The following is a 12,620-nucleotide window of genomic DNA, read 5'->3' as shown; positions in this document are numbered from 1 at the left end:
GAAGCCGGAAAAAGCTGCGCAAAATTAAAGTAATCGCTGAAAAACTTTGTAATAAATAATATCTATTCTGATATTAAAGTGCCTTATCACGAGCAGTCAGATACCAAAGGCGCATTAACGCGCCAATTGGCTTAAATCCAGATAATCCGCAACGGCCGCCGGCGTGGCTTCAGCCAGATAAGGAACAGTGCCCAGGCAAGGTGCAGGCAGGCGCTCATGAAGCGTGGCGAGGTTATCCTCCAGGCGTGATGTCTGCGGATCGACAATATTGGCAACCCAGCCGGCCAGGTTGAGCCCATCCTGCGCAATGGCTTCAGCAGTCAGCACCGCATGGTTGATACAACCCAACCGTACACCCACCACCAGGATGACGGGAAAACCAACGGCCCTGGCTACATCTGACAGGTTCGCCTGCCCTTCCAGCGGCACGCGCCAGCCACCTGCACCTTCGACCAGCATGAAGTCGGCCTGTTTGGCCCGCATGGCCTGAATGGGCGCGACCAGGGCATCGACTGTCAAGGATGTTCCTACCTCACGGGCCGCCAGATGTGGAGCAATAGCAGGCGCAAAGGCCAGCGGATTAACCTCGGCGTAACTCAACGGCAACGAACACTCGCCCCAGAGCGACAACGCGTCGCTGTTACGCAGCCCCTCGGGCGTCATCTCGCAACCAGACGCCACAGGTTTGACCGCTGCCGTGGAAAGCCCCGCAAGGCGGGCTGCATGCAGCAGGCCGGAAGCAATAGTGGTCTTGCCGATTTCGGTATCGGTGCCGGTAATGAAGTAAGCAGACATAAGATCAGGATTCTTTCTGGAAAATGCCGTAAACCACGCGATAGCAGGCCGGGAGACCTTGGGGCTGGCGGAAGCGCTCATACGCTTGCGCCAGGGCATTCAGGCGGGCGCGTCCGGTCAAGCCAGTAGCGCGGCCAGGGTTTACGTTATGGGCGCCGAGCGCCTTGAGTTCATGGGTCAGGCTGCGGACATCCGGAAAATGCAGAACGCGTGTTTCGACGTCCAGCACCTTCTGCTTGAGTCCACTGCCCGCACAGACCCGCTGATAGTCTTCAAACTGGCGGAAACGGTTAACGTGAACGAAACCATCCACTGCCTGCCAGCTGTCCCGCAACTCCTGCAGTGTACCGGTACACAGGCTGGTGAATGCAAACAGCCCACCGGGCCGCAGGATACGCTGGGCCTCGGATAATACCGCCGAAAGGTCGCCACACCATTGAATGGCAAGGCTGGTAAACAGCAGATCGCACGCCTGGCCCTTGAGCGGCAGCCGTTCGGCATCACCCGCCACAAAGTGCTCGGCCCCGCCGAGTGGACGTGCATGGCGCAGCATGCCTTCCGCCAGGTCAACGGCGATACCTTGCGCGTTGGGATAACGGGCTGCCAGCGCCCGGGTGAAGTAGCCTGTACCGCAGCCCAGGTCGACCCAGCGCTCTACAGCCTGCTCGGGCATACGCGCCAGAAGCGCTTCGCCGACATCACGCTGCAGGCTGGCAACACCGTCATAGCTGGCCGCCGCCCGGGAGAACGAAGCCGCCACTTGCCTTTTATCCGGCAAGGAGGCGCCCTCCTGCGTTATTACAGGTAAAGCATCAGCCATCACGGCCCTCATAAATGAAACGTTCAATCGCTGCGGCAATTTCGTCCGGACGCTCCAGCGGCAGGCCATGGCTGGCCGGCTCGAAGACATGAACTTCGATGTCGGGTATCTCATCCATCAAGGCTTGCGCAGCCGATACCGGTACCAGTGCATCGTTTGACGCAAACAGGTGAAGTTGCGGACCGCTATACGCCTGAAGCGCCTCGCGTGTGTCCAGTTGCGCCAGCAGCTCAAGCCCGGCCACTGCGACTTCACCGGACGTCTCTGGCAAGGCCACCTGCAGCAGGCGTGCAAGCGTCTTGCGGTCCCGAGCCCCCTGGCTGACCAGATGGGTAAAGCGTTTGAGCGTCAGCTCCGCATCGAGCGTGCAGGCCTCGTAAAAATCGGTGAAGACACTGCGTGACATTGCGCTTTGCCAACCATGACGGGCGACAAAGCAGGGATTGCTGGCCATAGTGATCAACCCCAGGGTACGGTCGCCCCGCCGCCGGGTAAGCTCACTGGCGATCATGCCACCCAATGACCAGCCACCCAGCCAGACGTTATCCGGCAGCCGGGCGTCGATATCATCGAACCAGCCACTGGCATCGGCCATGTCCGGCAAGGGTTCGATCAGTACATCCAGATATGGTGCTATTTCGAGGAGCTCATCACGCAGCGGCTCCAAAGGGGCCGTGCCCAGACCCCACCCGGGCAGCAGCACTAAAGTGTCACGCATGTTCCGTTCCTTTCAATTCCGACCAAGCTTCGGCAAGTGCGGCGAGCAGACGATCGACGTGCTGCTCGCTGTGTGCGGCCGACAGAGTAACCCGCAACCGGGCACTATTGTTCGGAACCGTAGGGGGACGGATCGCCGTGACGAGAATTCCATGGCGTTTCAGGGCAGCCGAAAAAGCCAATGCCTGCTCGCTACTGCCGACCAGGATCGGTTGGATCGGTGTAAAGCTGTCCATCAGCGAAAGGCCGATAACCTGCGCCCCAGAGCGGAATCGCTGGATCAGTGCATTCAAATGCTCGCGCCGCCAGGACTCTGCCTGGAGCAGCTCTAGTGCCTTCAAGGAGGCGCAGGCCACTGCTGGCGGCTGGCTGGTAGTATAAATGTAAGGACGTGCGAACTGGATCAAGGTTTCGATCAGCTCATCGCTGCCTGCTACAAAGGCGCCTGCAGTACCAAAAGCCTTGCCCAGCGTACCGACCAGTACCGGAACCTCATCCATGCCCAGTCCGAAATACTCGGCTACGCCGCCTCCCTGCCTGCCCAACGGGCCAAAGCCGTGGGCGTCATCGACCATCAGCCAGGCGCCCCGGTTACGTGTCACTTCAACCAGGGCTGGCAGGTCGGCCACATTGCCGTCCATGCTGAATACGCCGTCCGTTACAACCAACGTATTGCCTTCGGCCTTGTCGAGCCGGCTGGCCAGGCTTGCTGCATCGTTATGCAGATAGCGGGAGAAGCGCGCACCGGACAGCAGCCCCGCATCCAGCAGAGACGCATGGTTGAGCCGGTCTTCAAGGACCGTATCACCACGGCCAACCAGGGCTGTCACGGCCGCAATGTTGGCCATGTAACCCGTGGAGAACAGCAGTGCCCGAGGGCGCCCGGTAAACTCAGCCAGCGCCTCTTCCAAGGCATGATGGGGGCCGCTATGGCCGATCACCAGATGCGAAGCGCCCCCGCCTACGCCCCAACGCTCGGCACCCTTTTGCAGTGCCGCGATGACGTCTGGATGATTGGCAAGGCCAAGGTAGTCGTTGTTGCAGAACGCCAGGAGCGGCTGTCCGTCGACCACTACTTCAGGTCCTTGCGGGCCTTCCAGCAATGGTCGCTGACGGTACAGGGCTTGCTCGCGGCGCTCGGCGAGGCGTCTGGCCAGGTCGAACGGCATGATCAGGCAGAAGCAGCGTCGTAGAATAGTGCAGAATTCTTCTGCTCGATCAGGGCCTGCTCAATCGCGGCCTGATGCACCTCATCATCGTGCTCTTCGCGCTCTTCCGGCTTGATGCCCAGACGCTTGAACAGGAGCATGTCCTTCTCGGCCTGCGGGTTGGTGGTCGTCAGCAGTTTCTCGCCGTAGAAGATGGAGTTCGCACCGGCAAAGAAGGCCAGGGATTGCATCTGCTCGTTCATCTGCTCACGACCGGCCGACAACCGCACATGGGATTTAGGCATCATGATCCGGGCAACAGCAAGGGTACGGATGAAGTCGAACGGATCGACGTCCTTCTCCTGCTCCAGCGGGGTGCCCTTCACCTTGACCAACATATTGATCGGGACGGACTCCGGATGCTCCGGCAGGTTGGCCAGTTGAATCAACAGACCGGCACGGTCATCCACGGATTCACCCATGCCCAGGATGCCACCGGAGCAGATCTTCATGCCCGCATCACGCACATAGGACAGCGTTTCCAGACGGTCTGCATAGGTACGCGTCGTAATGATGTTGCCGTAGTATTCCGGCGAGGTGTCCAGGTTGTGGTTGTAGTAGTCCAGTCCGGCTTCAGCCAGGGCCTGGGTCTGGTCACGGTCGAGCTTGCCCAATGTCATGCAGGTTTCCAGGCCCAGGGCCTTTACACCCTTGACCATCTGCAGCACGTAGGGCATGTCCTTGGCGGACGGATGCTTCCACGCCGCGCCCATGCAGAAGCGGGTCGACCCGATAGCCTTGGCCTCGGCAGCCGCCTTGAGCACCTTCTCCACTTCCATCAGCTTTTCTTTTTCAAGACCCGTGTTGTAGTGGCCGGACTGAGGGCAATATTTACAGTCCTCAGGGCAGGCACCGGTCTTGATGGAAAGCAACGTCGAGACCTGAACGCGGTTGGGGTCGAAATGCTGACGGTGAACCGTCTGTGCCTGGAACAGCAGGTCATTGAACGGCAGTTCAAACAGGGCGCGGACATCGGCAAGGGTCCAGTCGTGACGCGTAGCGGTAGCGCTCATGGCTCAATCCTTCGGTATAAAAGACGGCTGCTCAGGCAGCACACGAATAATTGCCGTCAACTTTATTCGATACGAAGGTTTACATCTGATCAAAAAACAATCAATAGCCCTATTTATTTAAGGTTTTTTGATGACTGGCCCCTTCAATAAGAGAGACTACGGCAGAGTATGAAACTGTGAGCAGGATCGCTCGCTTGATTGAACCCATCGCTGGCAACGAACCCAACGGCATTTACAGGTTCCAAGCGACAACATGAGGACAAGGAAAGAAACATGCGTACAGAAGGGTTCTTCGACTGGCTTGGCCAAGCCCTGGGTCAGGTCATCCGCTTCATCATCGATCTGTTCAGCACCGTACTCAACGGGATTGGCGATGCCGTCCATGACTTCCTACAAGGCATGGCTCGCGCCATCGGCATGGATGACTCCTACATCAGCTTCGTGGTGCTGATCGTCGGACTGATCCTGCTCTATGCCGCGGTTCGTGCTTTCATGCGCCGCTCCATCATTGGCGGCATCATCTGGCTGGTATTGGGCCTGATGGTCATGAGCTGGCTGATTCGCTGAGCCTCTTGCACGCCAAGGAGCGGCGTGCCTGATCCCAATTGATCGACACTGGCAAGGATGCCTATGAATCGCTTGAATACCCTGCTTGCTTACCGTCCTGTCTGGCTCAAGCCTCGCACGAACTGCGGGTTCTGCGGAGCAGGTGTAGAGTCCAGCCTGCCGCTGTGCCTTGGCTGCGAGACCGACCTGCCCTGGCTCATGGGGCATTGCCTTCATTGTGCGATTCCGCTGCCTGACGAGGGGCTGATCTGCGGGGCGTGCCTGAAAAGGCCTCCGTCTTTTGATCATGTCGTAGCGCTCTGGCACTACGGATTCCCCATTGCCAGTGCCATCAATCGATTCAAGCATCAAAAGCAATGGCCGCTGGGACGGCTGATGGCGGATCTGCAGGCTCGCCATTTGATGCATGCCTTTGACGAGGGATTGCCTCGGCCTGACCTTCTGCTTCCTATCCCGATGGCACTGAAGCGCCAACGCGAGCGTGGCTACAATCAAGCTGCCATGCTGGCGCGCTGGCTAGGAAAGTCGCTCACGCTGTCTGTAGCAGACGATGTCATTCAACGAGTGCTGGAAACCCCGGCGCAACAAGGCCTCGATGCCGCCCAGCGTCACAAGAACCTGCTCAACGCCTTTGCCCTCACCACTGCCAAGGCCGTACGTGGTCGCTCGATAGCGCTCATCGATGACGTCCTGACCACCGGAGCAACCGCCGAGGCCCTTGCCAGTCTGCTTAAGCGTGCAGGCGCCCTGCGGGTCGATGTGTACTGCTTGGCTCGCACGCCCAGGCCTGGCGACTAAACGTTCTTTTCACCTTGCCATGGGAACGGGCCGGCTCGTACACTGCTCTATCGTTATATACTTTTTTATACTCCGACCTATGCTCAGTCACCTGACTCATCACATGACCCGCCGTCCCCAGCGGTTTGCGCTGCTGGAACAGGTCGCCGTCCAAGGCTCCATTACAAAGGCTGCCAAGGCTGCAGGGCTGAGCTACAAGGCCGCCTGGGATGCCATTGATGAACTCAACAACCTTGCCGGCCAACCCCTCGTCGAGCGCAGTGTCGGTGGCAAAGGCGGAGGCGGCGCACGCCTGACCCAGGAAGGCGCACGGTTGCTGGCCTTGTATCACCGCCTTGAAGCACTTCGCGAAAAGGTGATCGAAAGTGCCGAGCACGTCGAGGACCTGGAGCGACTGGAGCGGTTGATGCTGCAAACCAGCGCGCGGAATCAGCTGCATGGGGAGGTTGTTGCTGTAGAACCCAAAGGGCACAGCGATCTGATCACGATCCGGCTGCCCGGTGGCCTTCAGGTGCTGGCACAAATCACCCGTGAAAGCACCGAGCGATTGGGCCTTGCATCGGGTCGCAGCGTTATCGTGCTGATCAAAGCATCCTGGCTAAGCCTCCATGAACACGCTCCTGTGGATGCGGCCAATGCACTTGAAGGCCGAGTCGACACTGTTACCCCCGCCTCCTCCGGACCTGCCGAAATTCGCCTGAACTTGCCCAATGGGCAAACGCTCTGCGTGCTGCTGCCAGCAGAAGCCGAGCTGTCTCCTGCTCCCGGTCAGACCGTGTTTGCCTGCTTTGAGCCCGACCAGGTCTTGCTGGGGGCGCCCCTGTGAAGAAGGAATCCTTGATGAACAAACGGCTTTTGGCTGCCGCGGCGCTTGCCACGCTCTTTACCGGCGCCACTGCTCAAGCAGCTGATCACCTGCGCATTGCTGTGGCGGCCAATCTGCTGCCTGTCATGCAGACCATCGCCAACGATTACGAAAAGCAGACCGGCGCCAAGGTGGAACTGGCTGGCGGCTCCAGTGGTGCATTTTTCGAGCAGATTCAGCGTGGCGCACCGTTCGACCTGTTCTACTCGGCAGACGCGATCCGCCCGGACAAACTGGCAGACGCCAGCAAGGGCACTGAAAGCCGGACTTATGCGTGTGGTCAGCTGGCGCTCTGGCAAACCAGCGGCAAGCCCGATATTCACAATCTGCCATTCAAGCGTGTAGTGCTGGCGAATCCCGATACGGCACCTTATGGCGCCGCAGCCCTGCAGGCGCTGGACCGCAGCGGTGTACTGGAAACCGTCAAGCCGCGCCTGGCGTATGGACAGGACATTGGACAAACCTACAACTTCGTTAAAACCGGCAATTCACCCGCTGGCTTTGTAGCTCTCAGTCAGGTCAAAGCGGGGAATGTGCCGCCCGCGCAATACACGATTGTCGATGCCACGCTGTACGATCCCCTGACGCAAAAGCGCGTCATCCTGGCGAAAGGCGAGCAACTCGACGTCGCCAAGCGCTTCGTGGCGTTCTTCGATAACCAGAAAGAGACGTTGCACCAGGCAGGTTATTCTCTTCCAGGCGAGACGGGCTGTGCTGCTCAGTGAAGGAGACTGGCAGGCCCTGGCGCTGACGCTCAAGCTGGCTGTGCTATCCACGGCCCTGCTTCTGCTGATCGGTCTGCCGTTGGCGGCTTGGCGAGTGCGTAAGCAGACCCGCCTGCGCCAGATCCTGGATGCCGTGATCGCACTCCCTCTGGTGCTCCCACCCACCGTGCTGGGCTTTTACCTGCTGGTGGTGTTTGCGCCAGACTCGATGCTGGGCAGCGCCTGGGAAACAGTGTTCGGTCACCCGCTGCCCTTCAGCTTTGCGGGCCTGGTCATGGGGTCCATGATCTACTCGATCCCCTTCGTGGTGCAGCCTCTTACGGTTGCCTTCCGCGAGCTGAATCCACGCCTGTTCGAGGCCGCAGCAACGTTGGGATGTGGCCGTATCGAGCGCTTCTTTCGCGTTACCCTGCCCTTGCTCAAGCGCGGCCTGCTGGTGGCTGCAAGCCTTGCATTCGCCCATACCCTGGGCGAGTTTGGCGTAGTGCTCATGCTGGGCGGTAGTATTCCGGGGCAGACCCAAGTGGTTTCCATCGCCATCTTCCAGCACGTGGAAGCCCTTCATTATGCCGAGGCCCACCGGCTGGCCGGCTTTCTTCTGGTGCTGTCGTTCCTGATCCTGCTGTTCGTCTACGGCAATGGCGATACACGGTCTTATTCGGCCCTGCGCGTCACCAGCCGCCGCTAATCGCGGCTGGCGGCCGAATCGCTTCTGACACGAAACGTTCCCGAACCGACAGAGCAGCATTTGTTACCAAATGTAACCTGCAACACCGCCGTCACAATGCCTCACTACCTTCGCCACGACCGTCCAAACCAGCCACGAAACCTGTTTCGACGACGCGACGTGAGCCGGCAGCCTGATTATTTCAAAACAAGGTCTGCGGGGTTCGTTGTACTCGCTCTCGCCTGGGGTTTTGCGCCTGCTACATCCTGTGAGGAGCGCCTTGATGAGCCTGCAAAACGAACAACACCTGAATAGTGATCTGCTTGATGACGATACCCCGACTGATCTGGAACGCATCGTCAATCTGAAGCGCCGCAGCTTTATTGGTGCCGGTGCGCTATGTGGCGCGGCCTTCTTCCTGGGCGGCAACCTACTGTCCAACAACGCACTGGCGGGTCAGGTATCCGAAGCGGCTCGCTGGGGCAGCGCTGGACGTCCTTCACGTCCGCTGTTGGGCTTCAAGAACGTGCCCGCCTCAACGGCTGACCAGGTCATTCTGCCGCCCGGCTATGAGTTCCGTACGCTGATCAGCTGGGGCGAGCCGCTGTTTTCCAACGTACCGGACTTCAAGCATGACGGTACGAATACCTCCGAAGACCAGGAGCTGCAGTTCGGGGATAACAACGATGGCATGTGCTTCTTCCCGTTCTACAACAAGTTCGGCCGTATCGATCCTGATCGTGCCCTGATCGCCATCAACAACGAATACACCAACTACGAGTACCTGTTCTCCGATGGCCGTCAGCCATCCTCCCCGGACGATGTACGCAAGGCGCTGGCTGCAGAAGGCGTCTCGGTGATTGAAGTTCGCCGTCGCGCGGGCCGTTGGGTCTTCAAGCGCGATTCCCGCTACAACCGTCGCGTACATGGCAACGTGATGATGGACATCAAGGGTCCGGCCGCCGGCCATGACCTGCTGCGCACCTCCATCGAGCTGAGCGGCAAACGTGCCCGTGGCACCTTCCAGAACTGCTCCAGCGGCCAGACGCCATGGGGCACTTACCTGACGTGTGAAGAAAACTTCAATGGCTGCTTTGGCAGCACCGACAAGAACATCAAGCTCAACGCCGCGCAGAAACGTTACGGTTTGTCGGCCAATAGTGATAACAACTGGTACCCCTATAACGAGCGCTTCGATCTCGCCAAGCATCCGAATGAAGCCAACCACTTTGGCTGGATCGTGGAGATCGACCCGTTCAACCCGGACTCCACACCGGTCAAGCGCACCGCGCTGGGCCGCTTCAAGCATGAAAACGCTGCCGTAACCACGACCCAGGATGGCCGTGTTGTGGTGTACATGGGCGATGACGAGCGTGGCGAGTTCATCTACAAGTTTGTCAGCGACCGTCGTTACAACCCGAACACGCCCCTGGCGAACCGTGACATCCTCGACCACGGTACGCTGTACGTCGCCAAGTTCGACGATGGCGACGGTGATGTGAATCATCCCAAAGGCCGCGGCCAGTGGATCGAGCTGACCTATGGCAAGAACGGGTTGACCAAGGCCAACGGCTTCAACAGCCAGGCCGAAATCCTGATCCATGCTCGTCTGGCAGGCTCACAAGTTGGCGCTACCCGTATGGACCGCCCGGAATGGATCGCGGTGAGCCCCATCAACGGACAGGTCTTCTGCACCCTGACCAACAACAGCAAGCGTGGCAGCGCCGACATGCCGGTCAACGGGCCGAACCCGCGCGCCAATAACATCTACGGCCAGATCCTGCGTTGGGAAGAGCCAAACCCGGCCGCACTGACCTTTGACTGGGACCTGTTCATCGTGGCGGGCAACCCGGTTGTGCATCCGGAAGATCCATACGATGGCTCGGAAAACATCAACGCCGACAACATGTTCAACAGCCCCGACGGCCTGGGCTTTGACGAAGCCGGTCGTTTGTGGATTCAGACCGATGGTGAAGACAGCAACGAAGGTGATTATGCCGGCATGGGTAACAACCAGATGCTGTGCGCTGACCCGAACACCGGTGAGATCCGCCGTTTCCTGGTAGGGCCGACTGGGTGTGAGGTCACAGGCCTGTCCTTTGCGCCGGACTATCGGACGATGTTCGTCGGCTTCCAGCATCCCACCGGCGGCTTCCCGGACTATCTGCCTGACGGGCGTCCTCGCTCCACCGTCATTGCCATTACCCGCAAGGACGGCGGGATCATTGGGGAATAACATCTCCCTGCATAAAACCGGCAGCTAACCCTGCCGGTTTTTTTATGCCTGTTGATTGATGATCACTGGCACATGCATTGACATGATTTCGTCATACAAGCGCGTTAGCGTCGCGCCATCGCATACAAGGAGTCTGTTATGCATCCTGATACCCCTACCGATCTGGAACGTCTGGCCGGCCTGACCCGTCGCCGCTTCATTGGGGCTGGTGCGCTGTGCGGTGCTGCCCTCTTTCTTGGCGGCCAGCTCATTCCGCGGAGCGTACTGGCACAAAGCGTGTCGCAAGCCACCGGCAGTGCCCTGCTGGGCTTTGAGAGCATTCCGATTTCCACAGCCGATACCGTAATCGTCCCGTCGGGTTATAGGGCGTCGGTACTTATCAGCTGGGGTGAACCGCTGTTTTCCGATGTACCGGCTTTCAAGCATGACGGCACCGGCACAGCAGAAGCCCAGGAGCGCCAGTTTGGTGACAACAACGACGGCATGAGCTTTTTCCCGTTCCCGAACGATCCCGACCGGGCGCTCATGGCCATCAATAACGAATACACTAATTATCGCTACCTGCTGGCCCAAGGCAAGGTGCCTCAATCGGCCGAGGACGTGCACAAGGCCCTGGCAGCTGAGGGGGTCTCGGTTATCGAGGTGCGCCGTATTGACGGACAATGGCATTTTGCGCGTGATTCCGAGTTCAACCGTCGTATCCACGGCAACGCGCCGATTCGATTCAGCGGCCCGGCGGCTGGACATGACCTGCTCAAGACCGAAGCCGATTCAAGCGGCACGCATGTATTGGGCACCTTCCAGAACTGTGCGAACGGCAAGACGCCTTGGGGCACTTACCTGACCTGCGAAGAGAATTTTACGGATTGCTTTGGCAGTACTGATGCAACAATCAAATTCGACACTGCCCAGAAACGTTATGGCGTGACGGTCGAAAGCAAGGGCAACGACTGGCACAAATACAATCCGCGCTTTGACATGGCCAAGAACCCCAACGAGCTGAACCGGCACGGCTGGGTAGTCGAGATCGATCCGTTCGATCCCAAGTCAGAACCCGTCAAACGCACCGCGCTGGGTCGTTTCAAACATGAGAACGCTGCGCTTGCCCTCACTGCGGACAACCATGTCGTGGTGTACATGGGCGACGACGAACGTGGCGAATTCATCTACAAGTTCATCAGCCGCGATCGCTATGATGCCGCCAACCCCAAGGCCAACCGCGAGCTGCTGGACCACGGCACACTATACGTGGCGAAATTTGATGACGGTGACGGCAATCCCGATCATCCCAAGGGACGTGGCCAGTGGATCGAGCTGACCCATGGCAAGAACGGCCTGACCACCGAGAACGGCTTCAACAATCAGGCCGAAGTGCTCATTCATGCCCGCCTGGCCGGAACCCAGGTAGGTGCGACGCGCATGGACCGCCCCGAGTGGATTGCCGTCAGTCCCAAGGATGGTCAGGTGTATTGCACGTTGACCAACAACAGCAAACGCGGCAGCGAAGGCCAGCCCGTAGGCGGGCCAAACCCTCGCGCCAACAACATCTATGGTCAGATCCTGCGCTGGAGCGAGCACGGCAATGATGCCGCTGCCATGGCCTTTGACTGGGATCTGTTTGTCATTGCCGGCAATCCTGAGGTGCACAAGGAGACTGCCAACGGTGGCTCGCACAACATCAACGCCCACAACATGTTCAACAGTCCCGACGGCCTCGGGTTTGATGATGCCGGTCGCCTGTGGATCTTGACCGACGGGGATTACAGCAACAAGGGTGATTTCGCTGGCATGGGCAATAACCAGATGCTATGCGCCGACCCGAATACCGGCGAAATCCGCCGTTTCATGGTGGGACCGATCGGTTGCGAGGTCACAGGCATTACCTTCTCACCGGATCAGCGCAGCCTGTTCGTCAATATCCAGCACCCTGGCGAAGAAGGCGGCTCGACCTTTCCGGAACACCTGGCCAACGGTCGGCCACGTTCTTCCGTCATGGTCATTACTCGCGATGACGGTGGCGTGATCGGCGCCTGATGACAAGGCTCTAATACGCGGGTACGGCCCTTGAGGCAGTATCCGCGTAGCGCCACTCCCTCTGTGACGGGACCTTTTTCCTCTGCACCGTCAGGCGTTCCAGTACGTACGGCATCGCACCTTCGTCACGCCCAGGCATCCAACCTGCTAGCATTCCGATTCAGAACCGGCATAT

General features: G+C 59.1%; 12 protein-coding genes. 7 read left to right on the top strand and 5 right to left on the bottom strand.

What is annotated here, in order from left to right; translation table 11 throughout:
- Window positions 1-114: 114 nt before the first annotated feature.
- From bioD to bioB, 5 genes are read right to left on the bottom strand one after another with little or no spacing between them, the layout of a single operon-like run.
- Window positions 115-795, bottom strand: coding sequence for a dethiobiotin synthase (gene bioD / locus EAW52_RS03630; protein ID WP_122041447.1), 681 nt, complete (start codon window positions 793-795; stop codon window positions 115-117).
- A gap of 4 nt (window positions 796-799) precedes the next feature.
- On the bottom strand, window positions 800-1,615 hold the full coding sequence (gene bioC, locus EAW52_RS03625; RefSeq protein ID WP_122041446.1) for a malonyl-ACP O-methyltransferase BioC: 816 nt from the start codon (window positions 1,613-1,615) through the stop codon (window positions 800-802).
- Complete coding sequence (locus tag EAW52_RS03620) at window positions 1,608-2,333, bottom strand: alpha/beta fold hydrolase (protein ID WP_010796030.1); 726 nt, start codon at window positions 2,331-2,333, stop codon at window positions 1,608-1,610. Before EAW52_RS03620 ends, bioC begins: the two co-directional genes overlap by 8 nt.
- Window positions 2,326-3,501, bottom strand: coding sequence for an 8-amino-7-oxononanoate synthase (gene bioF, locus EAW52_RS03615; RefSeq protein ID WP_122041445.1), 1,176 nt, complete (start codon window positions 3,499-3,501; stop codon window positions 2,326-2,328). Before bioF ends, EAW52_RS03620 begins: the two co-directional genes overlap by 8 nt.
- 2 nt (window positions 3,502-3,503) lie before the next feature.
- On the bottom strand, window positions 3,504-4,553 hold the full coding sequence (gene bioB / locus EAW52_RS03610) for a biotin synthase BioB (protein WP_122041444.1): 1,050 nt from the start codon (window positions 4,551-4,553) through the stop codon (window positions 3,504-3,506).
- A gap of 273 nt (window positions 4,554-4,826) precedes the next feature.
- Here bioB and EAW52_RS03605 point away from each other — a divergent pair, with 273 nt between their 5' ends.
- The 7 genes from EAW52_RS03605 (at window position 4,827) to EAW52_RS03575 (ending at window position 12,445) form a co-directional block, all read left to right on the top strand.
- Complete coding sequence (locus EAW52_RS03605) at window positions 4,827-5,120, top strand: hypothetical protein (protein WP_010796033.1); 294 nt, start codon at window positions 4,827-4,829, stop codon at window positions 5,118-5,120.
- 63 nt (window positions 5,121-5,183) lie between these two features.
- Window positions 5,184-5,918, top strand: a complete 735-nt coding sequence (locus tag EAW52_RS03600; protein ID WP_122041443.1) for a ComF family protein — start codon at window positions 5,184-5,186, stop codon at window positions 5,916-5,918.
- Window positions 5,919-6,021: 103 nt separating this feature from the next.
- Window positions 6,022-6,744: a TOBE domain-containing protein gene (locus tag EAW52_RS03595; RefSeq protein ID WP_122041442.1), complete on the top strand. Its 723-nt coding sequence runs from the start codon at window positions 6,022-6,024 to the stop codon at window positions 6,742-6,744.
- A 14-nt stretch (window positions 6,745-6,758) separates the two neighbouring features.
- Window positions 6,759-7,508, top strand: coding sequence for a molybdate ABC transporter substrate-binding protein (gene modA, locus EAW52_RS03590; protein ID WP_122041441.1), 750 nt, complete (start codon window positions 6,759-6,761; stop codon window positions 7,506-7,508).
- Window positions 7,495-8,196, top strand: coding sequence for a molybdate ABC transporter permease subunit (gene modB, locus EAW52_RS03585; protein ID WP_122041440.1), 702 nt, complete (start codon window positions 7,495-7,497; stop codon window positions 8,194-8,196). Before modA ends, modB begins: the two co-directional genes overlap by 14 nt.
- A gap of 262 nt (window positions 8,197-8,458) precedes the next feature.
- On the top strand, window positions 8,459-10,411 hold the full coding sequence (locus tag EAW52_RS03580) for a PhoX family phosphatase (protein ID WP_122041439.1): 1,953 nt from the start codon (window positions 8,459-8,461) through the stop codon (window positions 10,409-10,411).
- A gap of 138 nt (window positions 10,412-10,549) precedes the next feature.
- Window positions 10,550-12,445: a PhoX family phosphatase gene (locus tag EAW52_RS03575; RefSeq protein WP_122041438.1), complete on the top strand. Its 1,896-nt coding sequence runs from the start codon at window positions 10,550-10,552 to the stop codon at window positions 12,443-12,445.
- Window positions 12,446-12,620: the final 175 nt, after the last annotated feature.

This window comes from Pseudomonas sp. LTJR-52 (genome assembly GCF_003691465.1).
In the GTDB taxonomy this organism is placed as follows: Bacteria; Pseudomonadota; Gammaproteobacteria; order Pseudomonadales; family Pseudomonadaceae; genus Chryseomonas; species Chryseomonas luteola.
The sequence above is the reverse complement of the archived record's forward strand: the minus strand, read 5'-3'. Positions and strand labels throughout refer to the sequence as shown.

Coding starts and splice junctions, on each gene's coding strand:
- bioD (WP_122041447.1), bottom strand. CDS start 795: ATGTCTGCTTACTTCATTACCGGCACCGATACCGAAATCGGCAAGACC.
- bioC (WP_122041446.1), bottom strand. CDS start 1,615: ATGGCTGATGCTTTACCTGTAATAACGCAGGAGGGCGCCTCCTTGCCG.
- EAW52_RS03620 (WP_010796030.1), bottom strand. CDS start 2,333: ATGCGTGACACTTTAGTGCTGCTGCCCGGGTGGGGTCTGGGCACGGCC.
- bioF (WP_122041445.1), bottom strand. CDS start 3,501: ATGCCGTTCGACCTGGCCAGACGCCTCGCCGAGCGCCGCGAGCAAGCC.
- bioB (WP_122041444.1), bottom strand. CDS start 4,553: ATGAGCGCTACCGCTACGCGTCACGACTGGACCCTTGCCGATGTCCGC.
- EAW52_RS03605 (WP_010796033.1), top strand. CDS start 4,827: ATGCGTACAGAAGGGTTCTTCGACTGGCTTGGCCAAGCCCTGGGTCAG.
- EAW52_RS03600 (WP_122041443.1), top strand. CDS start 5,184: ATGAATCGCTTGAATACCCTGCTTGCTTACCGTCCTGTCTGGCTCAAG.
- EAW52_RS03595 (WP_122041442.1), top strand. CDS start 6,022: ATGACCCGCCGTCCCCAGCGGTTTGCGCTGCTGGAACAGGTCGCCGTC.
- modA (WP_122041441.1), top strand. CDS start 6,759: ATGAACAAACGGCTTTTGGCTGCCGCGGCGCTTGCCACGCTCTTTACC.
- EAW52_RS03580 (WP_122041439.1), top strand. CDS start 8,459: ATGAGCCTGCAAAACGAACAACACCTGAATAGTGATCTGCTTGATGAC.
- EAW52_RS03575 (WP_122041438.1), top strand. CDS start 10,550: ATGCATCCTGATACCCCTACCGATCTGGAACGTCTGGCCGGCCTGACC.